Annotated in this window: 19 protein-coding genes; 5 read left to right on the top strand and 14 right to left on the bottom strand. The window is 54.5% G+C overall.

Going from position 1 to position 22,918, the window contains the following annotated elements; genetic code table 11:
• Positions 1–2 precede the first annotated feature (2 nt).
• Positions 3–782 carry a tRNA uridine 5-oxyacetic acid(34) methyltransferase CmoM gene (gene cmoM / locus ACVV26_RS13965; RefSeq protein WP_474797719.1) on the bottom strand — a complete coding sequence of 260 codons (780 nt, stop codon included), beginning with the start codon at positions 780–782 and terminating at the stop codon, positions 3–5.
• A gap of 132 nt (positions 783–914) precedes the next feature.
• Between cmoM and elyC the strand changes: the two genes are divergently transcribed.
• Positions 915–1,694 carry an envelope biogenesis factor ElyC gene (gene elyC, locus ACVV26_RS13970; RefSeq protein ID WP_474797721.1) on the top strand — a complete coding sequence of 260 codons (780 nt, stop codon included), beginning with the start codon at positions 915–917 and terminating at the stop codon, positions 1,692–1,694.
• Here elyC and ACVV26_RS13975 read toward each other — a convergent pair.
• The 13 genes from ACVV26_RS13975 to ACVV26_RS14035 all read right to left on the bottom strand — a co-directional run bounded on the left by ACVV26_RS13975 (position 1,671) and on the right by ACVV26_RS14035 (position 16,455).
• Positions 1,671–2,564, bottom strand: a complete 894-nt coding sequence (locus ACVV26_RS13975; RefSeq protein WP_312978697.1) for a YcbJ family phosphotransferase — start codon at positions 2,562–2,564, stop codon at positions 1,671–1,673. The two genes, elyC and ACVV26_RS13975, sit on opposite strands and share 24 nt — an antisense overlap.
• A 127-nt stretch (positions 2,565–2,691) precedes the next feature.
• Positions 2,692–3,438: a 3-deoxy-manno-octulosonate cytidylyltransferase gene (gene kdsB / locus ACVV26_RS13980; RefSeq protein WP_474797723.1), complete on the bottom strand. Its 747-nt coding sequence runs from the start codon at positions 3,436–3,438 to the stop codon at positions 2,692–2,694.
• A complete protein-coding gene (locus ACVV26_RS13985; RefSeq protein ID WP_161661474.1) occupies positions 3,435–3,617 on the bottom strand; it encodes a Trm112 family protein in 183 nt (60 codons plus the stop codon). Before ACVV26_RS13985 ends, kdsB begins: the two co-directional genes overlap by 4 nt.
• Positions 3,618–3,664: 47 nt before the next feature.
• Complete coding sequence (locus ACVV26_RS13990) at positions 3,665–4,888, bottom strand: winged helix-turn-helix domain-containing protein (RefSeq protein WP_474797725.1); 1,224 nt, start codon at positions 4,886–4,888, stop codon at positions 3,665–3,667.
• Between the two features lie 29 nt (positions 4,889–4,917).
• Positions 4,918–5,895: a tetraacyldisaccharide 4'-kinase gene (gene lpxK, locus ACVV26_RS13995; RefSeq protein ID WP_474797727.1), complete on the bottom strand. Its 978-nt coding sequence runs from the start codon at positions 5,893–5,895 to the stop codon at positions 4,918–4,920.
• A complete protein-coding gene (gene msbA, locus ACVV26_RS14000) occupies positions 5,892–7,640 on the bottom strand; it encodes a lipid A ABC transporter ATP-binding protein/permease MsbA (RefSeq protein WP_474797729.1) in 1,749 nt (582 codons plus the stop codon). The genes lpxK and msbA overlap by 4 nt, the downstream gene beginning before the upstream one ends.
• Positions 7,641–7,676: 36 nt before the next feature.
• Positions 7,677–9,938, bottom strand: coding sequence for a ComEC family protein (locus ACVV26_RS14005; protein WP_474797731.1), 2,262 nt, complete (start codon positions 9,936–9,938; stop codon positions 7,677–7,679).
• 200 nt (positions 9,939–10,138) lie between these two features.
• On the bottom strand, positions 10,139–10,423 hold the full coding sequence (gene ihfB / locus ACVV26_RS14010; protein WP_125291785.1) for an integration host factor subunit beta: 285 nt from the start codon (positions 10,421–10,423) through the stop codon (positions 10,139–10,141).
• A gap of 90 nt (positions 10,424–10,513) precedes the next feature.
• Positions 10,514–12,187, bottom strand: coding sequence for a 30S ribosomal protein S1 (rpsA, locus tag ACVV26_RS14015; protein WP_312978685.1), 1,674 nt, complete (start codon positions 12,185–12,187; stop codon positions 10,514–10,516).
• Positions 12,188–12,297: 110 nt separating this feature from the next.
• The gene (gene cmk / locus ACVV26_RS14020) at positions 12,298–12,984 is read right to left on the bottom strand and encodes a (d)CMP kinase (protein WP_312978683.1); all 687 of its coding nucleotides are present in this window, start codon (positions 12,982–12,984) and stop codon (positions 12,298–12,300) included.
• Between the two features lie 173 nt (positions 12,985–13,157).
• Complete coding sequence (gene aroA, locus ACVV26_RS14025; RefSeq protein ID WP_474797733.1) at positions 13,158–14,444, bottom strand: 3-phosphoshikimate 1-carboxyvinyltransferase; 1,287 nt, start codon at positions 14,442–14,444, stop codon at positions 13,158–13,160.
• 71 nt (positions 14,445–14,515) lie between these two features.
• Positions 14,516–15,601, bottom strand: a complete 1,086-nt coding sequence (gene serC, locus ACVV26_RS14030) for a 3-phosphoserine/phosphohydroxythreonine transaminase (RefSeq protein ID WP_474797735.1) — start codon at positions 15,599–15,601, stop codon at positions 14,516–14,518.
• 161 nt (positions 15,602–15,762) lie between these two features.
• The gene (locus ACVV26_RS14035; protein ID WP_474797737.1) at positions 15,763–16,455 is read right to left on the bottom strand and encodes a DUF421 domain-containing protein; all 693 of its coding nucleotides are present in this window, start codon (positions 16,453–16,455) and stop codon (positions 15,763–15,765) included.
• 138 nt (positions 16,456–16,593) lie between these two features.
• On the opposite strand from ACVV26_RS14035, the gene ycaO reads away from it, so the two are divergent.
• The 4 genes from ycaO (at position 16,594) to pflA (ending at position 22,889) form a co-directional block, all read left to right on the top strand.
• A complete protein-coding gene (gene ycaO / locus ACVV26_RS14040; RefSeq protein WP_474797739.1) occupies positions 16,594–18,357 on the top strand; it encodes a 30S ribosomal protein S12 methylthiotransferase accessory factor YcaO in 1,764 nt (587 codons plus the stop codon).
• A gap of 403 nt (positions 18,358–18,760) precedes the next feature.
• Positions 18,761–19,618: a formate transporter FocA gene (gene focA, locus ACVV26_RS14045; protein WP_474797741.1), complete on the top strand. Its 858-nt coding sequence runs from the start codon at positions 18,761–18,763 to the stop codon at positions 19,616–19,618.
• Positions 19,619–19,667: 49 nt separating this feature from the next.
• Positions 19,668–21,950 carry a formate C-acetyltransferase gene (gene pflB, locus ACVV26_RS14050; RefSeq protein WP_474797743.1) on the top strand — a complete coding sequence of 761 codons (2,283 nt, stop codon included), beginning with the start codon at positions 19,668–19,670 and terminating at the stop codon, positions 21,948–21,950.
• A gap of 198 nt (positions 21,951–22,148) precedes the next feature.
• A complete protein-coding gene (pflA, locus tag ACVV26_RS14055) occupies positions 22,149–22,889 on the top strand; it encodes a pyruvate formate lyase 1-activating protein (protein ID WP_312978671.1) in 741 nt (246 codons plus the stop codon).
• Positions 22,890–22,918 lie beyond the last annotated feature (29 nt).

Consider the following 22,918-nt stretch of genomic DNA (forward strand, 5'->3'; position numbering starts at 1 on the left):
GTTTATCCTTGGTTCTCCGGCTTGCGTGCGGTGACATGTATATAACGCCCCAGACTGATGTAAGGTTCCTGCCGGCAGTAGCGCGTTTCCAGTTCGAGTAACTCCTCAAACTCGTCGCGCTGGCGGTGTTTTTCGCGCAGATAATCATGAAAAACCCGCACGCCAGTTTTGCCGGTAATGGTCCAACCGATTTGTTCAAGCCAGCGATAGACATCGTCAGGGTTGCGCGGATGATCCGGTGACAGGGTTCGTTTTTTGCGCTTCGGCATGCCTTGTTGTACATAAGCGAAATTTCCGGCCACCATATTATGCATTAGCAAACCGTTTGCATTGTAAAACATCAAGGAAAGCGCGCCACCGGGAGCAAGCGTTTCCCATAATGCGTTCAATACGGCCAGCGGATCGCTGACCCACTCCAGCACCGCGTGAAACAATATCAGATCAACCGGGCTTTCTAAATGTTGCCCTATTTCCTGGGCGGCGCAGTGAATAAACTGCATATTGCCGCTGACCGCCTTTTCCTGGCTCGCCCGCTGCGCCCGCGTCAGCATTTCTGAAGAGAGATCGCATAGCGTAACCTGATGACCGCGCTCTGCCATGCGAATAGCGGTTTGCCCTTCTCCGCCGCCGGCATCCAGAATCCGTAACGGCCGCTGCGGTAAAACATCCAGCAATTGATCGAGATCCTGCCAAAGAATGGCCTGACGCAATTGGCCTTTCGTTGTACCGTAAATGTTGCGCGCAAACTTTTCGGCAATATCATCAAAATTGCGATCCCGCATGGGTACAACTCCACCTTAAAAGAAAGCATCTGGGCAAAGGCGCTATTTTGGCATAGCCGCAGGGATAAGGAACCCATCAGGTGTAAGATCCGCGCTTTGCGCCCGTTATATGGTTAAAAAGGACCCGCTTTTATGCTCTTTTTCCTGAAAAAACTGATCGGCGGGCTGTTAATGCCCCTGCCGTTCCTGCTGATCGTCACAGGCAGTGCGATTTTGCTGCTGTGGTTTACCCGCTGGCAGAAAACGGCAAAAACGCTGCTGACCGCAGGTTGGCTCACGCTGTTACTGCTCAGCCTGCAACCCGTTGCCGATGGGCTGCTGAGCCCGATAGAGTCGCGCTATCCAACCTGGCAAGGCGAGCCGAAGGCGCAATATATCGTGATATTAGGCGGTGGGTATACCTGGAACCCGCAATGGGCGCCCAGTTCAAACCTGATTAATAACAGCCTGCCCAGAGTGGCGGAAGGCGTTCGCCTGTGGCTGGCTAACCCAGGGGCGAAGCTGATTTTTACCGGGGCCCACGCTATCGGCAATCCGGTGAGCACCGCTGAGGCAGGCGCTCGGGTGGCGGAGAGTTTAGGGGTGCCGCGCGACGCTATCATCACGCTGGATACACCGAAAGATACCGAAGAAGAAGCGGCGGCAGTGGCGAAGAAGATTGGCGACACGCCGTTTTTGCTGGTGACGTCCGCCTCGCATCTACCCAGGGCGATGATCTTTTTCCAGCAACAGGGGCTTAAGCCGATCCCCGCGCCCGCTAACCAAATCGCGATTACTTCTCCGCTCAATCCTTGGGAGAGAGCTTTCCCCTCTCCCCTTTGGCTAATGCACAGCGATCGGGCAAGTTATGAAACCCTCGGCCGGGTGTGGCAATGGTTGAAAGGCGTGTCAGGCGATCCACGGGATCAGTGATTTAGACGCGAGATCGAAATTGTTGCGGTTCATGCGCCCGGTTTGCAGCAGCTGCGCCACTTCGTCCCACAGCACATATAGCCAGCGCCGGGAGAGGAAAGCCTCCGACACCGGCGCGCGCTGGAGATAATGCCAGAGCAGGCTTTCCGCCTGCCCGGTATCGCATAAGCGGAACAGTTCATACTCGCGCGGTGCCCAGAGCGTTAAGCCGGGGTTAACCATCGCCAGCAGCTGGTCGCTACGGGAATCTTTCAACATGCTGCGTAGGGTGAAATTGCCGTGGATCAGCACACAGTTATCGTTGAACCCGTAGAACAGCGAGCCGAGGCATTCCCGGGTACGAAACAAAATCCGTTTATCCTGCATGGTCAACCCACAGCGCGGATATTGATTCAGCGTGTTCCAGAGCACTTCAACGCGCTGGCGGTACCAGGAGGGCCAGATATTTTCCTGGGTGCTATCGACATTGCCCACGCAGCCCCGGCTGTCGACGCGGTGCCAGGCCAGCAGGGATTCAACAATCTGGTCTTTTAATTGCTCCCAGCGCTCCGGCGTTCGGGCTGGCGCTTCCACCGATACGCCGCGCAACCGCTCCATCAGCACCACGTCCGGGCCCGGATTCTCTTCATGGGTCATCACCCCATAAACCACCGGCATACGCGCGGTTCCCGAACGGGCCAGCATGGAAATTTTCCAGGCGAGTTGCCCGGCCAGCCCAGGGGATGTAAAGCTGCGGGCCAGCAGCGGCATCGGGTTGCCCTGACTGTCATAAAGTGCCCACAGCGCGGTATCGGGCTTCTCGCTGACGCATTCAACCCGGCTTAGTTTTTCACCCAACAGATGACTGAGTTCTGCACGCAGTTGCTCCATTCGCTTTTACCCTTAATAACCATACTGGTTTAATAATGGGCGTCCTTTACGCAGATGTCATCAGACGAGATCAATAAGCTGCCAGAAAGAAAAAACCGGCCAGTGGCCGGTTTTCAAAATTGTCGGTTTAGCGCATTTCTGCCCGAACTCTTTCGAGATCGGCGGGGGTGTCAACGCCAGTACCCGGCACCTCATGCGCCACCGCAACGTGAATTTTTTCACCGTTCCAGAGCACGCGCAGTTGCTCCAGTTTTTCAATGTGTTCCAGCTCGCTCGGCGCCCAGGTCACGTAGCGGCGAATGAATCCGGCGCGATAGCCATAGATGCCGATATGGCGCAGGAAATGCCCGGCAATGGCATCCCGGGATTCAGCGAAGCGGTCGCGATCCCAGGGAATGGTGGCGCGAGAAAAATAGAGCGCGAAACCATTTTTATCCATCACCACTTTAACGGCATTTGGGTTGAACGCCTCTTCCGCGCTGTGGATCGGCACTGCCAGGGTCGCCATGCCTGCATCGCATTGCGCCAGGTTTTCTGCGACCTGACGAATAATCGCGGGCGGGATCATCGGCTCATCGCCCTGCACGTTAACAATGATGGTGTCATCGGAAAAACCCAGCTTCTCGACAACTTCCGCCAGGCGTTCGGTGCCTGATTCGTGATCGGCGCGCGTCATGCAGACTTCGCCGCCCACAGCGCGAACAGCCTCGGCCACCTCAACCACATCAGTGGCGACGATCACGCGGTCAGCGCCGGATTCCCGGGCGCGCTCGAGCACGTGCACAATCATTGGCTTGCCGTTAATGTCTACCAGCGGTTTGCCCGGAAGACGCGTTGATGCGAAGCGGGCGGGAATAATAGTCACAAAACTCATGAATAACTCTCTTCCGGATCCAGGGTGCGGGCTTCGGTTTCCAGCAATACGGGAATACCCTCTTTAAACGGGAAGGCCATATTGTCCACTTTGCAGATAAGCTCCTGCTTATCCTGGCTGTAATACAACTTGCCGTTGCAGACCGGGCAAGCAATGATTTCAAGCAAACGATGATCCATGTTTCCTCCTGATGGATGTGATGCCCAGAGAATACCACAGCCCTGGTTCAGGGTTGTTGGATTTCCCAGACGCTGCCCCATATAGCCTGTAATGACGAAGGCTGGCTGGCCAGCGTAACCCTTGTTGCGCCCTGCCAGCGGGCAAATTCAGTGATGGCAGTCTGTAAACCGCTTACCCGTAGCGCATTGACCACAACGTCAGGTTCCAGATACAGAGCGATAATCGCCAGCTCGCCCGTTTTACGGTGCATTTTGGTATCCATCCGCCCAACAAGCTGGCCGCAGTGCAGTAACGGCAAAGTAAAATAGCCGTACTGCCGTTTTTCCGCCGGGGTATAGCACTCAAGCCGGTAAGTAAAATTAAACAGCTGTTCGGCGCGGCGGCGGTCCCAGACGACCGGATCAAAAGGCGAGAGCACCGCGCTGTGCGTGGCGCGCAGGTTTTTCCCGCTCGCCAGTAACGGCAAGAGATCCTGATGCAGCCACATCTGCCCCAGGGACTCCACCTCAACGCTAACCACACTGCCTTGCGCCTGCCAGCGCGCTATGTGCTCCGTCAGCGGCACCTTTTTCAGGCGGTAATAGTCAGCAAGCCAGGCGCTTTTAAATATCCCCAGGCTACGGGCGCTGTTTTCCAGCATGCGGGCCTGCGCGAGTTCCTGCGGTAAAAGGTGTTTTTCGTCGTCCCAGTGCGGCATGACGCGGGAAGTGAGATCGTAAACGCGCTGAAAATTCCTGCGCTCGACCACCATCACTTTTCCGGCGCTGAACAGGCCTTCAAGATGGCGCTTATGCGGTTTCCAGTCCCACCAGCCGCGCTGCCCGGGACGCGGATGTTCAAAATCCGCCGAGCGTACCGGCCCGTTCTGGGCTATCCAGTCAAGCAACTCGGCGATATCAGCGGCATGTTCCGCCATCCATTCCACGCGATATTTCCAGCCCATGTTTTCTGGCTGGAGCATTTGGTGACGAACCAGTTCAAAGTCACTACGCGGAAGAAAACAGGCCTCATGCGCCCAGTACTCCATGAGTTCTCCCCGCGCCAGCGCATCGTCAAGCCAGGCCATCGGGTATTGCCCAAGGCGGCTGAACAGCACCAGATAGGGGCTGCGCGCCACCACATTAATGGTGTCGATTTGCAGTAATGACATTTGGGTGATGGCGGCGAGGATATCCGCCGGACGGGCGCGGCGGCGCGGTTTGCGCAGTAAGCCCTGGGCGGCAAGATGCAGATTGCGTGCGGTTTGAAGAGTGAGTAAAGGTTCAGCCATGGTGCATCCTTGTTCGGCCCAGCGGCTGTTTAGCGCACCAGGGAGAGGATATCCAGAAGAAGTTTGTCTGCCGCCGGGGATGCAAGCTGCGCCTCTACCGGCAAATACCACCAGTTTTGTTGCGCGAAGGGCCGGCATTTCACCGCGTCTTTTTCGGTCATCATTAATACCTGGTCAGGACGGGCGAAGGCGGAGACCTGCGCTTGCGTCAGCGCCTGGTGATCCGCCAGGCTCAGCGTCTTAACGGGCGTTACGCCTAAGCTTTCCAGCGTGGCGAAAAAGCGCGGCGGATGACCAATTCCCGCCATTGCAACCACGTCTGTGAACGATGCGGCATCACGCTTTTCTCCGGTTAGCAGATTAACGGCCTGGGTTGGCACCAGCCGCATCGCGATCTCACCCGCTTTTGGCGTACCGCCATTGGTGATAACCGCATCTACTTCACGCAACCGGCCTTCACGTTCACGCATCGGGCCCGCGGGCAACCACCAGCCGTTGCCGAAACGCCGTACCCCGTCCACTACGACGATTTCCCTGTCACGCGCCAGCGCATAATGCTGAAGCCCGTCGTCGGTGATGATAATTTGCGGCGGATTATGTTCAAGCAGGGCCTGCACCGCCTCGCTGCGTACCGGCGAGACCGCCACAGCAGCGCCGGTACGCTGGTAAATCAGCACCGGCTCATCTCCGGCCTGTTCGCTGGAAGTCTGCGCATCGAGGACCAGCGGATAGCGTTCGGCTTTGCCGCCGTAGCCGCGTGAAACCACGCCAACCTGGATGCCGCGCTGCTGCAACTGCTCCACCAGCCAAACCACCACCGGAGTTTTACCGTTGCCGCCCGCGGTCAGATTGCCCACCACGACCACCGGGACAGGCGCGCGCCAGGCTTTACGCCACCCTGCACGGTAACTTAGCCGGATAAGGGTGCTCACCAGGCCATAAAGCCCGGCGAGCGGCAACAGCAGAAACCACAGGCGGGATTGCCCTGACCAGATTTTTTCAATCATGCGCCAAACTGCATTTTATGAAGCTGGGCGTACACGCCGCGCTCATTTAACAGTTCGTCATGGGTGCCACGCTCCACGATGCGGCCATCTTCAATTACCACGATTTCATCGGCTTTCTCAATGGTCGACAGGCGGTGGGCAATCACCAGCGATGTGCGGTTTTTCTGCAGTTCATCCAGCGCCGCCTGGATAGCGCGTTCAGATTCGGTATCCAGCGCCGATGTCGCCTCATCCAGGATGAGGATCGGGCTATCGCGCAGCAACGCACGGGCGATGGCGATACGCTGGCGTTGACCGCCGGAGAGCATCACCCCGTTTTCACCGATGATGGTGTCGAAGCCGTTATCCATCTTATTGATAAAGTCGGTGGCATAGGCCATTTTCGCGGCCTTCTCAATTTCTTCGCGGCTGTACTCTTCGGTACGGGCGTAAGCAATGTTGTTGGCGACGGTATCGTTAAACAGATGCACGTTCTGGGACACCAGCGCCACCTGGTTACGTAATGACGTCAGGGTATATTCCCTCAGGTCATGGCCGTCCATCAGGATTTCACCTTCATCAATATCGTAAAAGCGGGTGATCAAACCAGCGATGGTCGATTTACCCGAGCCAGAGCGCCCAACCAGAGCGACGGTCTTCCCCGCCGGAATGCGCAGATTGATGTTGCGCAGCGCCGGAGTGTCTCTGCCAGGATAGGTAAAGGTGACATTACGGAACTCAATATCACCCGTGGCGCGTTCGATAACCCGCGTACCGTCATCTCTTTCCTGCTCGCTGTCCAGAATGCTGAACAGGGTCTGGCAGGCCGCCATACCGCGCTGGAACTGGGCGTTAACGTTGGTCAGGGATTTAAGCGGGCGCATCAGGGCGATCATCGCCGAGAACACCACGGTAATGGTCCCGGCGGTGAGGGTTTCCATCACGCTGGGGAAGCTGGCGGCATACAGTACGAAAGCCAGGGCCAGGGAGGCGATCAGCTGGATAATCGGATCGGAGATGGAGGAGGCGGAAACCATACGCATCCCCTGGCGGCGCATTTTATTGCTCACTTTGTCAAACCGATCGGTTTCTACCTGCTGGCCGCCAAACATCAGCACTTCTTTATGCCCTTTGAGCATCTGCTCCGCACTGGTAGTCACCTGCCCCATGGTGTTCTGCATGTTTTTGCTGATATTGCGAAAACGTTTTGAAACCACGCGAATGGCAATGGACACGATGGGCGCGAGCACGATCAGAATGATCGACAGCTGCCAGCTGTAATAAAACATCATGATAAACAGGCCGATAATCGATGCGCCTTCACGCACGACGGTGATCAGCGCGCCAGAAGAGGATGAGGCAACCTGTTCAGAATCATAGGTAATACGTGAAAGTAGTGTACCGGTGGACTGTTTATCAAAGAATGCGACCGGCATCCCCATCATATGGTTAAACAGGCGGCGGCGCATAGTCATGACGACCTTACCGGAAACCCATGAAATACAATAGCTTGAAATGTAACTGGTGATGCCGCGCAGGACCATTAATCCAATGACGACTAAAGGCATCCAGAGCAGTACAGAGCGATCCGTCTTACCAAAACCATCGTCCAGTAATGGTTTAAGCAGCGATAACATATAGGTATCGCTGGCTGCGTTGAGAATTAACGCTATCGCAGCAACAATGAGGCCTGGTTTGAAAGGGGCAATCATTGGCCAGAGGCGGCGAAAGGTTTGCCACGTCGAAAGATCTTTGTCGGTATGCATTCAAAAAACCAGCTTTCGTTGAAATAGCCGCATATTCTACCCGTTATCCTTATCTACGCCAAACCACTGATGATACCAGCGAGGCGAAAGTTGCTGCCGGAAGCGTGTGATAACCATAGCTTTTGGCGAAAAATTCACCGTTATTTGTCCCGCATGGGCGGTATCCTGCCATTGATAGTCATAGTGCTTATAACGCGCCACTACCGGGCGAGACGGCAACCGCCACGCGTTATAGCGGGCCACGGAGGCCAGCGCAGCCTGCCCTGCTACCGTCCTCAACAGGAGAACGCTGGATGATGTTTTACTGCCGTGGTGCGGCACCTGCAGCACGGAAGCCTGTAGTTCGCGCCAGTGGTGCTTTACCATCAACCGTTCGGCGTCAGCTTCAATATCCCCGGTCAATAAGACGCTCTGCTCGCCATCGCTGACTTTAACCACGCACGAGGCGTTGTTCCCGGTATTCGCGCTGAGCGTCTGGGGCCAGTGCACCGTGAACACCAGCCCCTGCCAGCGCCAGCGCTTGCCACGCAGGCAGGGTTGATGCCCAGCCCACCCCAACGAACTGATCACGGGTAGCGACGGCCATGTCTTAATCAAACTGTTCAGGCCGCCCCGATGATCGAGATGCTCGTGGCTTACGATTACGCCATCGGGTGTCAGGCGATGCCAGCGCAACCAGGGGATAATCGTTTGTCGCGCGCTGTCCCCGCCCGGCCAGGCGTTGCCAGTATCGTAGAGCATGGCGCGACCATTACGCTCGATAACGATCGCTAAGCCATGCCCAATATCCAGCATATGAACGGCCCAACCATTATCGTGACGCTGGCGGATCAGCGGCCCGCTCAACAGTAGCACCACAATGCCAGGCAACAATGGCGTGTACCACAGAAAGCGTAGCCGCCAGAGAACAATTAGCAACCAAGGGCTAAACGCCAGCCAGAGAAAACGCCTGTCGACATCCAGCCAGCCGTGCGGCAGCGCCTGTAATCCATAAAAAACCCCGGCCAGCGAACGGTCCGCGAGGTATTCAAGAACATGCTCCGCTGCACCCATCCCCACACGATTTGTCATCATCGCCAGCAGGATCAGCGGCACGGTCACAAAGGTCACCACCGGTACGGCAAATAAATTAGCGACGACTGACGTCAGGCTGATGCCATGAAACAGCATGACCTGTAGCGGCAATAGCAGTAATGCCATGCCAGTCTGGAGGTGCACTAGCGCCAGCACAGGTTTGACGATGCGCGGCGATCCCAGCGGAATGAAGGGCATCCATTGAAACCAGAACAGCAGCGCGCCTACTGCCAGAACCGAAAGCCAGAAGCTTTCTGACAGCACGGTTAAGGGATCGATAAACATTATGCCAGCGACGCAGCACAGCCATACGTGCAAAGGCTGCCCGTTGCGCCCGCTCAGTCTGAGCGCGCCCCAAATCAGCATGGCGACAAAGGTTCTGATCGCGGGTGGGTTAGCTCCGCTCAACCCTGTATAGGCGCCGCTGGTTGCTAAACTGATGAGTAAGGGGAAAGCGTGGTGGATGAATCTGGCCGGGAAGGCAAATTGCAACAAACGTGCTATCCCCCACCCCATTAATCCGGCGAGGCCAATATGCAGCCCGGAAATCGCCATTAGATGGGATGTTCCGGTTTCACGCATCAGGTTTTTTATTTCATCGCTTACCGCCAGCCGTTCGCCGAAGCCCAATGCCATGATGACCTCGCGCCAGGTCCGGTGCGAAAGCGACTGGCTAATCGATGCCATAAAATCTGCGCGCCAACTGCATTGGCTGTCGAGCGGCCGGGAGGAGATTATCCGGCCCGTTACGATACGCCGCTGTGACAAGGCGTAGCGCTGGTTGTCAAATCCACCATCATTAAGCTGCCCGTGGATGGGCTTCAGGCGCACCACAAGGTTCCAGCGCTGGCCAGCACACACTTTTTCTGCAAGATAGCCGCCGGGCAAATCTACCGTAATGGCCGGAAGCAGCCATTTACCCTCAATATGGGTGATTCGCGCCAGATGCCGGGTGCCACCATCGGTTTGCAGGATCGTCGCCGTCACATGCTGATTGCGCGTGGTGAGCGACAATGGCGTCAGGGTTTGCCATGCCGCCAGAGAGGCCCAACAGAAAAAGAGCAGCATCAGCGCCAGCGTGCGCGCGGCTTTTCCCGGTGCTAAAAGTAGCAGCATCGCAGCCGCATTTATCACTGCCAACAGCTCCAGTGACGGTAACTGAGGCAGCCAGAGTAGCGGCATTGTCCCTAAAATCAGGCAATAGCAAAGGGTAATGAGTGTCATGCAGGCCTCCTGTCGTGCCGCAGTATGCCGGGAATAAACAGGAGCGCGAGTCAGGAATCACAGCGTTACGCGCTGTGTTCATAGAATGTTGTGGTGTTGCTGCAACGCGCAGAAATCTTGCGAGTTAAACCGTAACGTTTATGAAGGGCAAAAAAAAACGACATCCGTAGATGTCGTCTTCAGGGCAAGCTCAAACTAGCTTAACCATAGATATTGGCGCGGTCGCGTAATTCTTTACCCGGCTTAAAGTGCGGAACGTATTTACCTTCCAGATCCACTTTATCGCCCGTTTTCGGGTTACGGCCAGTGCGCGGAGCGCGATAGTGTAAGGAGAAACTGCCAAAACCCCGGATTTCAATACGCTCGCCCTGGGCGAGAGTCGTGGCCATATGCTCCAGCATCTCTTTTACTGCATCTTCCACCGCTTTCGCGGGAATATGAGATTGCTGGGTTGCAAGTCTTTCAATTAATTCTGACTTGGTCATCATTCCTCCGGTTTCCATTCAGGAAAATTTGCCTACAGCTATCAATCGAACAAGGGCGGCCGCAGCCGCCCTGATTTAGCGCTCGGACGATTACTCGCCTTTAGCTGCTTTGAATGCTTCAGCCATAGCGCTGGAGAAGTTGCCGTCTTCCTGTTTGTTGTTAACAGTTGCGATTGCATCTTTCTCGTCAGCTTCGTCTTTGGCACGAACAGACAGGCTTACAACACGGTTTTTACGATCAACGCCAGTGAATTTAGCTTCAACATCGTCGCCAACGCTCAGAACCAGAGTGGCATCTTCAACGCGGTCACGGGAAGCTTCAGAAGCGCGCAGGTAGCCTTCAACGCCGTCTGCTAATTCAACTGTAGCACCTTTCGCGTCAACTGCCGTTACTTTACCAGTAACGATAGCGCCTTTCTTGTTCATAGCAACGTAGTTGTTGAACGGATCTTCTGCGAGCTGTTTAACGCCCAGGGAGATACGCTCACGCTCTGCGTCAACCTGCAGAACAACCGCTGCGATTTCGTCGCCTTTCTTGTATTCACGAACTGCTTCTTCGCCTGCAACGTTCCAGGAGATGTCAGACAGGTGAACCAGGCCGTCGATGCCGCCGTCCAGGCCGATGAAGATACCGAAGTCAGTGATAGACTTGATTTTACCTTCAACGCGGTCGCCTTTGTTGTGGGTCTCAGCAAACAGCTGCCACGGGTTGGATTTGCACTGTTTCAGGCCCAGGGAGATACGACGACGTTCTTCGTCGATATCCAGAACCATTACTTCCACTACGTCGCCAACGTTAACAACTTTGGACGGGTGGATGTTTTTGTTGGTCCAGTCCATTTCGGAAACGTGCACCAGGCCTTCAACGCCTTCTTCGATTTCAACGAAGCAGCCGTAGTCGGTCAGGTTGGTCACGCGGCCAGTCAGACGAGTGCCTTCCGGGTAACGTTTAGCGATAGCCACCCACGGATCTTCGCCCAGCTGTTTCAGGCCCAGGGAAACACGAGTACGCTCGCGGTCGAACTTCAGCACTTTAACAGTGATTTCGTCGCCAACGTTCACGATTTCGCTCGGATGCTTAACGCGTTTCCACGCCATATCAGTGATGTGCAGCAGGCCATCTACGCCGCCCAGATCAACGAATGCACCGTAGTCAGTGAGGTTCTTAACGATACCTTTGACTTCCATGCCTTCCTGCAGGTTTTCCAGCAGCTGATCGCGTTCTGCGCTGTTTTCAGACTCGATAACGGCACGACGAGAAACAACAACGTTGTTACGCTTCTGGTCCAGCTTGATTACTTTGAATTCAAGCTCTTTGCCTTCGAGGTGCAGGGTGTCGCGAACCGGACGCACGTCAACCAGAGAACCTGGCAGGAACGCACGAATACCGTTCAGCTCAACAGTGAAGCCGCCCTTGACTTTGCCATTGATAACACCAGTAACGGTCGCCGCTTCTTCGTAAGCTTTTTCCAGCATCAGCCATGCTTCGTGACGCTTCGCTTTCTCACGAGACAGCAGGGTTTCACCGAAACCGTCTTCTACTGCATCCAGAGCAACGTCAACTTCGTCACCAACCTGGATTTCAATTTCGCCCTGGGCGTTTTTGAACTGCTCAGCCGGAATGGCAGACTCAGATTTCAGACCGGCGTCAACCAGTACGATATCTTTGTCGATAGCAACAACAACACCACGAACGATAGAACCCGGGCGGGTTTCGATTTCTTTCAGGGATTCTTCAAAGAGTTGAGCAAAAGATTCAGTCATGTTTAATCTTCAGGTTTTAATTTAACGTCCACCTGGCTTCATGCCGGATGGGGTTGTTTCACATACCCGCTGTCAATCCATTGCAACGGGGGTACTGCAAATTCTGTCGCTTAATCAGCGAGAGCCAGTTTTTGGCGCGCATATTGTAGCGCCTTTTCAATCACTTGCTCAATACTTAAACTCGTGGAATCCAGAACTAAAGCATCGGCAGCGGGGACAAGCGGCGCTACGGAACGATTTCGATCGCGATCGTCACGTTCTTTGATCTCGGCCAAAAGGCGTTCAAAGTTAACACTAAAGCCCTTCTCCTGCAACTGTAGCATGCGGCGTTGGGCGCGCTCTTCAGAGGAGGCGTCAAGGAAAATTTTCACTGGCGCATCAGGGAATACCACGGTGCCCATATCACGCCCGTCGGCGATCAGACCCGGCGCTTCGCGAAACGCCCGTTGACGACGCAGCAACGCTTCACGAACGCGAGGGAAAGCCGCGACCTGCGAGGCGGCGTTGGCCACATCCTGGGTACGGATTTCGCCGCTGACGTCTTCGCCTTCGAGGATCACTTCCAGCTCTTCATTGGTCGCCACAAAACGCACGTCGAGATGCGCCGCCAGGGGCACCAGCGCTTCTTCAGAAGCCACATCAACATGGTGATGCAGAGCCGCCAGCGCAAGGACACGGTAGATAGCGCCTGAATCCAGCAAATGCCATTGCAATGCTTCAGCCAGGGCTTTACATAGCGTGCCTTTACCTGCGCCGCTCGGCCCATCAACGGTAATCACGGGGGCTGCTGCCGTCATCCTATTCTCCTTAAGCCAGGCATACATGTCATAAACGCCGCGCATTATACGCGCCAATCACTCAGAGCGTTACTAAAGCTTACGTATGATTTGGTTTATGAATCTGAATGTAGAGGAATTGCTCAAGTATAGCGGGCTGGCGCAGTGCCAGCCCGTAGAGGCGGGATGAAAGCTTACGCCTGGGTACTCAGGCGCGCCAACTGCTCAAAATAATCCGGGAAGGTTTTGGCGGTGCATTTCGGATCAAGAATGGTCACCGGCGTATCTGATAGCGCCACTAATGAGAAACACATCGCCATACGGTGATCGTTATAGGTGCCGATATCCGCAAAGCGTAACTGCTCCGGCGGCGTGACCGTAATGAAATCATGGCCCTCTTCCACCGTCGCGCCCACTTTACGCAACTCCGTCGCCATCGCGGCCAGGCGGTCGGTTTCTTTGACTCGCCAGTTATAGATATTGCGCAGCGTCGTAGTGCCTTTAGCGAACAGCGCAGTAATGGCGATAGTCATGGCGGCATCGGGGATATGGTTCATGTCCATGTCGATAGCGTTGAGATCGCCACGGGTGCAGACGATAAAGTCGTCACCCCAGGTAATTTGCGCGCCCATTTTCTCCAGCACGTCAGCAAAACGGATATCGCCCTGGACGCTGTTGCGGCCAATGCCGGTCACTTTAATCGTACCGCCCTTGATCGCCGCCGCCGCCAGGAAATAGGACGCTGACGACGCGTCGCCTTCCACCAGATACTCACCCGGCGCCTGATAGCGTTGCCCGCCGCGGATAACAAAGCGCTGGTAATCGCCGTTTTCAACGTCCACGCCGAAGGTTTTCATCAGATGCAGGGTAATGTCGATATAGGGTTTGGACACCAGATCGCCTTTGATGGTGATAACCGTGTCCTGCTCCGCCAGCGGTGCGGTCATCAGCAACGCCGTCAAAAACTGGCTGGAAACGCTACCATCAACCTCGACGTTGCCGCCGCTAAAACCGCCGCGCAGGCGCAGCGGAGGATAATGTTCCTGTTCCAGATAATCTATCTGCGCGCCGCCCTGGCGCAGTGCATCCACCAGATGGCCGATAGGACGCTCTTTCATTCGCGGCTCGCCGGTGAGCACGATGTCGTTGTGCCCCAGGCACAGCGCCGCCGCCAGCGGGCGCATGGCGGTGCCGGCATTCCCTAAAAACAGCTCCAGCTCGCCTTTTGCCTGGAACGTGCCGCCCAGACCGATGACTTCGCAACGGCGACGGTCATCGGACAGTACATATTCAACGCCCAGCGCTTTCAGGGCGTTCAGCATATGGCGGACGTCATCGCTGTCCAGCAGGTTGGTCAGCACCGTTTTGCCTTTGGCGAAGGCAGCAAGCAGTAATGCGCGGTTGGAAACGCTCTTCGAGCCGGGAAGGTTGATGGTGCCCTCAACGTGCGCGATGGGCTGTAAAGTCAGGGATTCCTGCATGCAAAAAATTCTCGATCGAGGTAATAAAAGCCCCGCAGACAGGCTGCGGGGAAGAAAAACAATAACGAGGATTAACCGTGGCGACGCTCAAAATCAATCATAAAATCGGTCAGCGCTTTTACGCCTTCCAGCGGCATCGCGTTATAGATAGAGGCGCGCATCCCGCCGACCACGCGGTGGCCTTTCAGCGCATGCAGACCGGCTTTAAATGACTCGTCGAGGAACAGTTTATCGAGGTTGCTGTCAGCCAGCTGGAACGGCACGTTCATGCGCGAGCGGTTAGCACGGGCCACGTCGTTACGGTAGAAATCGCTGTTGTCGATAACGCCGTACAGCAGATCCGATTTTTGCTGGTTGATGCGGTCCATGACGTCCACACCGCCCTGCTGCTTCAGCCATTTAAACACCAAGCCGGAGAGATACCAGGCGAATGTCGGCGGCGTGTTGAACATCGAATCGTTTTCGCTCAGCACGGTGTAGTCGATGATCGACGGGCAGACGGAGTGCGCTTTACCCAGCAGATCTTCACGCACGATAACAATTGTTAACCCTGCCGGGCCGATATTTTTCTGCGCACCGGCATAAATTACGCCGTAACGGGAAATATCAATCGGATGGGAAAGAATGGTGGAGGAGAAATCAGCGGTAACGATGGCGTCGCCGAAGTCCGGCGTTTCGTTAATGGCGATACCGTCGATGGTTTCATTCGGGCAGTAGTGCAAGTATGCAGCGTCTTCAGAAAGCTGCCATTCGCTCATCGGCTTGATGGCGCGTTTACCGTCGACGGTAATTTTGGCATCGATGACGTTCGGCTTAAGGTATTTATGCGCTTCTTTCACCGCACTGGCTGCCCAGTAGCCGCCATCCACGTAATCTGCGGTGGTTTTATTGCCCAGCAGGTTAAGCGGGATGGCAGAGAACTGTCCGCGTCCGCCGCCGTGGCAGAATAAAACTTTATAATTAGAGGGGATATTCAGCAGATCGCGAAAATCTTTTTCCGCCTCTTCTGCGACCGCGATAAACGGTTTGCCGCGATGGCTGACTTCCATTACCGATGTACCCAATCCCTGCCAGTCGCGTAATTCCTGCTGTGCCAAAAGCATTACATCTGCCGGTAACATCGCCGGGCCAGAACTAAAATTGTAGACCTGAGTCATTTCCCCTCACCACGCATAACAATAAGTTTTTCCTGTGGCTATCGGTTTTATCACTCAGCGAGTACGGCTGCAATGGCTAATCCCCGCCGGGGGCAAAATGTGCGCTTTATCACACGGCAGATTATGCCAGGCGGGAAGCAGAACGCCGAAATTTACACTGTTCAGGTAACGCGGCGGGCGCGGCTGGCTTTGACCCACTGGTTATGCGCGCAGCGCGGACACATTAATTTATCTCCGGCTTTCATTGCGACTACTTCGCTACAGCGCGTGCAGGCGTAATCTCCCGCGTCAGGCATGATTTTAAAGGCTGGTTTATGGGAGTCCGGCAGAATGGGCAATCCGGGCCTGACATTCTCATCCGCGTAAAAATAAACGCTCAACTGCCCGTTGGTTTCCTGTATGGCTAATTTCACCTGGCCGAGCTGTTCCACGCCGCTGAGCCGCAGTTCCATAAAGTATTCAAACTCGGTCATGTTCTCTTTGCGAAGATTGTCCCAGGCGAGCTCGCCCTCTTTCACCACAATCATCGGTTTGCCTTCGAGCAGATCTTCCAGTTTCTCGCTGCGCGCCATCAGCCACATCACCAGCCGGTAAAGCGCGCCGAGCGAAATAAACACCACCAGCACCGGGATCATCGGCACGTCGTCATAAAACGCCACGTCACCCGCAGCAGAGCCCAGCGTCAGGATAATCAACACTTCAAACAGCGACATCTGGCGCACGCCGCGCCGCCCGGTGAGTTTCAGGAAAATAAACACCAACACAAAGGTGTATAAGCTGCGCAGCGCGACTTCGCCGAGGAATTCAAAGGGGACCTTGTCAAAAGCCATCCGTTGCAAATCAAATGCTTTCATTTTTATTCGCCTTTACAGTACCTTGCTGAAAGTAAGCATAGCGCGAACAATTATTTTTGCCCGCTACGGCGGGAAGATGGCACCCGCAACACAAAACCCGTATCATTGCGCGCTTTGCGTACGATAAAAGTGACTCTCATGACTCAAACCTTCATTCCCGGTAAAGATGCTGCGCTGGAAGATTCCATCGCTCGCTTTCAGCAACAGCTCACCGACCTCGGCTTTAATATTGAAGAAGCCTCCTGGTTAAACCCCGTCCCGCACGTCTGGTCGGTGCATATTCGCGATAAAGACTCCGCGCTGTGCTTCACCAACGGGAAAGGCGCCACTAAAAAAGCCGCGCTGGCCTCCGCGCTGGGCGAATATTTTGAACGTCTGTCCACCAACTATTTCTTCGCCGATTTCTGGCTGGGCGACACCATCGCTAACGGTCCGTTCGTTCACTATCCCAACGAGAAGTGGTTCCCGATCCCGGAAGACGACGAATTGCCGGAAGGCATTCTGGACGATCGCCTGCGCGCCTTTTACGATCCGGACAATGAACTCACCGCCAGCATGCTGATCGACCTGCAATCCGGCAACGCGTCGCGCGGCGTGTGCGCCCTGCCGTTCACCCGTCAGTCCGACCAGCAGACCGTGTATATCCCGATGAACATCGTCGGCAACCTGTATGTCTCCAACGGTATGTCCGCAGGCAACACCGCCAACGAAGCGCGCGTGCAGGGCTTGTCTGAAGTGTTTGAGCGTCATATCAAAAACCGCATTATCGCCGAAAGCATCAGCCTGCCGGAAATCCCGCAGGAGGTTCTGGCGCGCTATCCGGGCGTGGTGGAAGCCATTGCTAAACTCGAAGCCGAAGGTTTCCCGATCTTTGCCTACGACGGCTCGCTGGGCGGCAAATACCCGGTGATCTGCGTGGTGCTGTTTAACCCGGCAAACGGCACCTGTTTTGCCTCGTTTGGCGCGCACCCGGATTTCGGCGTGGCGCTGGAACGTACCGTGACCGAGCTGTTGCAGGGCCGAGGCCTGAAGGATCTGGACGTGTTTACCCCGCCGACCTTCGATGATGAAGAAGTCGCGGAGCACGCTAACCTGGAAACCCACTTTATCGATTCCAGCGGTCTGATCTCCTGGGATATGTTCAAGCAGGATGCCGATTACCCGTTCGTCGACTGGAGCTTTGCCGGCACCACCGAAGAAGAGTTCGCCACCTTAATGGCTATCTTCAAATCTGAAGATAAAGACGTGTATATCGCTGACTACGAACATCTGAGCGTTTACGCCTGCCGCATTATCGTGCCAGGCATGTCCGATATCTATCCGGCAGAAGATCTGTGGCTCGCCAATAACAGCATGGGCGCTCATCTGCGCGAAACCATTCTGGCACTGCCGGGTAGCGCGTGGGAAAAAGAAGATTACCTCAACCTGATCGCCCAACTGGACGAAGAGGGCCATGACGACTTCACCCGCGTGCGCGAGCTGCTGGGCCTGGCGACCGGCAAAGACAACGGCTGGTACACCCTGCGCATCGGCGAGCTGAAAGCGATGCTGGCGCTGGCGGGTGGCGATCTGGAACAGGCGCTCATCTGGACCGAATGGACCATGGAGTTCAACGGGTCGGTATTCAGCGCTGAACGTGCTAACTACTACCGCTGCCTGCAAACCCTGCTGCTGCTGGCGCAGGAAGAAGACCGCCAGCCGTTGCAGTACCTCAATGCGTTTGTGCGTATGTACGGTGCCGAAGCGGTAGAAAGCGCCAGCGCGGCATTGAGCGGCGAAGCACCGTTCTACGGCCTGCAAACGGTGGATGCCGACCTGAAAGCCTTCCCGGCGCATCAGGCGTTGCTGGCCGCATATGAGAAACTACAGCGCGCCAAAGCGGCTTTCTGGAAAGTGTCTTAACCTGAAGTCACTCAAAAAACGTATGCGATTGTGCATACCTCAGCTATATTACGGGGCGATTTAATTGCCCCTTTTTTTATTTTGGCGTTAATTATTTCAAATGTAATTTTAAAGTTAAATATGAGTGAACATTAAAAGTCATTACCGGCTTTTAGTGTTACTTATTTTAATAAATACTCCATATTAATTAACTGTTGGCTATGAGGCGGAGCGGTATCATTCAACTTAAATAATAAACTTTAAAAATTATTTTTACCTTTATTTTCATAAGGTTAATGCAAAAATTTGCAATAACACCACGTTTTGCAGGTCTACAACTCCGGCGAGATATGATCGATATCAAATTTTGCTGTATAATGCTTTGTTAGTATCTCGTCGCCGATTAAATATAGAGAGAGTTAGTGTGAAAGCTGACAACCCTTTCGATCTATTACTTCCCGCTGCCATGGCAAAAGTTGCCGAAGAAGCGGGTGTCTATAAAGCAACGAAACAACCGCTGAAAACCTTTTATCTGGCGATCACTGCGGGCGTCTTTATCTCCATCGCGTTTGTTTTCTACATTACTGCCACCACCGGTACGGCGACCATGCCTTACGGCATCGCAAAACTCATCGGCGGGATGTGCTTCTCTTTAGGCCTTATTCTTTGCGTGATTTGCGGCGCGGACCTGTTCACCTCGACAGTGCTGATTGTGGTCGCTAAAGCGAGCGGCAGGATCACCTGGGGCCAACTGGCGCGTAACTGGCTGAATGTTTACATCGGCAACCTGATAGGCGCGTTACTGTTTGTACTGCTGATGTGGCTGGCGGGCGAGCATATGGTCGCAAATGGCGGCTGGGGTTTGAATGTTTTACAAACCGCTGACCATAAACTCCACCATACTTTTATCGAGGCCGTCGCGCTCGGTATTCTGGCGAACCTGATGGTGTGCCTGGCGGTATGGATGAGCTACTCTGGCCGTAGCCTGTTCGACAAAGCGTTCATTATGATCCTCCCTGTTGGCATGTTCGTCGCCAGTGGGTTTGAGCACAGTATCGCAAATATGTTCATGATCCCGTTTGGTATTGTGATTCGTAACTTCGCCAGCCCGGAATTCTGGACCGCTATTGGTTCCTCGCCGGACAATTTTTCTCATCTGACTGTGATGAACTTCATCATTGATAATCTGATTCCGGTTACGATCGGCAATATCATCGGTGGTGGTTTGTTAGTTGGGTTGACGTACTGGGTCATTTATCTGCGCGGCGACGACCACCACTAAGGTCGACTCGGGCAGTAAGAAAAAATCCACTTAAGAAGGTAGGTGTTAAATGTCTGAACTTAATGAAAAGTTAGCCACAGCCTGGGAAGGTTTTGCCAAAGGTGACTGGCAGAATGAAGTTAACGTCCGTGACTTCATCCAGAAAAACTATACCCCGTATGAAGGTGACGAATCCTTCCTGGCCGACGCCACGGAAGCGACCACTTCCCTGTGGGATAAAGTTATGGAAGGCATCAAACTGGAAAACCGCACTCATGCGCCAGTTGATTTCGATACCGACCTGGCTTCTACCATCACTTCTCATGACGCTGGCTACATCAACAAGAGCCTTGAGAAGATCGTTGGCCTGCAAACTGATGCTCCGCTGAAACGTGCGATTATCCCGTTCGGTGGCATCAAAATGGTTGAAGGTTCCTGCAAAGCGTACAACCGCGAGCTGGACCCGGCGCTGAAAAAAATCTTCACCGAATACCGTAAAACCCACAACCAGGGCGTATTCGATGTCTACACCAAAGACATCCTGAACTGCCGTAAATCTGGCGTGCTGACCGGTCTGCCGGATGCCTATGGCCGTGGCCGTATCATCGGTGACTACCGTCGCGTTGCGCTGTACGGTATCGACTTCCTGATGAAAGACAAATATGCGCAGTTCCTGTCTCTGCAATCCGATCTGGAAAACGGCGTAAACCTGGAAGCGACTATCCGTCTGCGTGAAGAAATCGCTGAACAGCACCGCGCACTGGGTCAAATCAAAGAAATGGCGGCGAAATATGGCTGCGATATCTCTGGCCCGGCGACCAACGCGCAAGAAGCGGTACAGTGGACTTACTTCGGCTACCTGGCTGCAGTGAAATCCCAAAACGGCGCGGCAATGTCCTTCGGTCGTGTGTCTACTTTCCTGGACGTGTTCATCGAACGCGACCTGAAAGCAGGCAAAATCACTGAAGCCGAAGCGCAGGAAATGATCGACCACCTGGTGATGAAACTGCGTATGGTGCGCTTCCTGCGTACCCCGGAATACGATGAGCTGTTCTCCGGGGACCCGATCTGGGCAACCGAATCCATCGGCGGTATGGGCGTTGACGGCCGTACTCTGGTTTCCAAAACCAGCTTCCGTTTCCTGAACACTCTGTACACTATGGGCCCGTCTCCGGAGCCGAACATCACGATTCTGTGGTCTGAAAAACTGCCGCTGAACTTCAAAAAATTCGCTGCGAAAGTCTCCATTGATACCTCTTCTCTGCAGTACGAGAACGACGATCTGATGCGTCCTGACTTCAACAACGACGACTACGCGATCGCTTGCTGCGTTAGCCCGATGGTTGTTGGTAAGCAAATGCAGTTCTTCGGCGCGCGTGCAAACCTCGCGAAAACCATGCTGTATGCTATCAACGGCGGCGTGGACGAAAAACTGAAAATGCAGGTTGGCCCGAAATCTGAGCCAATCAAAGCAGACGTGCTGAAATTCGACGAAGTCATGGATCGCATGGATCACTTCATGGACTGGCTGGCTAAGCAGTACGTGACCGCGCTGAACATCATCCACTACATGCACGACAAGTATAGCTACGAAGCCTCTTTGATGGCGCTGCATGACCGTGACGTTATCCGCACTATGGCGTGTGGTATCGCCGGTCTGTCCGTCGCCGCTGACTCCCTGTCAGCAATCAAGTACGCGAAAGTTAAACCGATTCGTGACGAAGACGGCCTGGCTGTTGACTTCGAAATCGAAGGCGAATACCCGCAGTTCGGTAACAACGACGCTCGCGTGGATGACCTGGCGGTTGACCTGGTAGAACGTTTCATGAAGAAAATCCAGAAACTGACTACTTACCGCAACGCTATCCCGACCCAGTCTGTTCTGACCATCACCTCTAACGTGGTTTATGGTAAGAAAACGGGTAACACCCCGGATGGCCGTCGCGCTGGCGCTCCGTTCGGACCGGGTGCTAACCCGATGCACGGTCGTGACCAGAAAGGTGCGGTTGCCTCTCTGACTTCCGTTGCTAAACTTCCGTTCGCTTACGCTAAAGATGGTATCTCTTACACCTTCTCTATCGTTCCGAATGCGCTGGGTAAAGACGACGAAGTGCGTAAAACCAACCTGGCAGGCCTGATGGATGGTTACTTCCACCATGAAGCGTCCATCGAAGGGGGTCAGCACCTGAACGTGAACGTGATGAACCGTGAAATGCTGCTTGATGCGATGGAAAACCCGGAAAAATATCCGCAGCTGACCATCCGCGTTTCTGGTTATGCGGTACGTTTTAACTCCCTGACTAAAGAACAGCAGCAGGACGTTATTACCCGTACCTTCACTCAGACCATGTAATTCACTGTCTGGCTGAATAAGCGTACAATAAAGGCTCCACATCCGTGGGGCCTTTTTAACAGTTACTGCCCCGCCCCACAGCCTGCTTTGCCAGCTATCTATACTAAGATGGATGACTGCCAAAACAGACTCGACACAACCTTTATGAGTTGTGCGCACACAGGCCCCGGATGGGCCACATCTGGAGAAAACACCGCAATGTCAGTTATTGGTCGCATACACTCCTTTGAATCCTGCGGGACCGTTGACGGCCCGGGCATTCGCTTCATTACCTTCTTTCAGGGCTGCCTGATGCGCTGCCTGTATTGCCATAACCGCGATACCTGGGATACCCACGGCGGTAAAGAAATCACCGTCGACGAACTGATGAAAGAGGTCGTTACCTACCGCCACTTTATGAACGCGTCCGGCGGCGGTGTGACAGCATCCGGCGGCGAAGCCATGCTGCAAGCCGAATTCGTGCGCGACTGGTTCCGCGCCTGTCATAAAGAAGGTATCCATACCTGCCTGGACACCAACGGCTTTGTGCGCCGTTATGACCCGGTGGTGGATGAATTGCTGGAAGTCACCGATCTGGTGATGCTGGACCTGAAGCAAATGAACGACGAAATCCATCAGAACCTGGTGGGTGTTTCCAACCATCGCACCCTGGAATTCGCCCGCTACATCGCCAATAAAGGGATTAAAACCTGGATTCGCTATGTAGTGGTGCCGGGTTGGTCAGACGATGATGACTCTGCACATCGCCTCGGCGAGTTTACCCGCGAGATGGGCAATATTGAGAAAATCGAATTACTGCCCTACCACGAGCTGGGCAAGCACAAATGGGTGGCGATGGGCGAAGAGTACAAGCTGGATGGCGTGAAACCACCGAAAAAAGAGACCATGGAGCGGGTGAAAGGGATTCTGGAGCAGTACGGTCACAAAGTGATGTACTAACATCCGCCGCAGTTAACCAAAAACCCCCG

The organism is Atlantibacter sp. MEI4A-1023 (assembly GCF_056155425.1).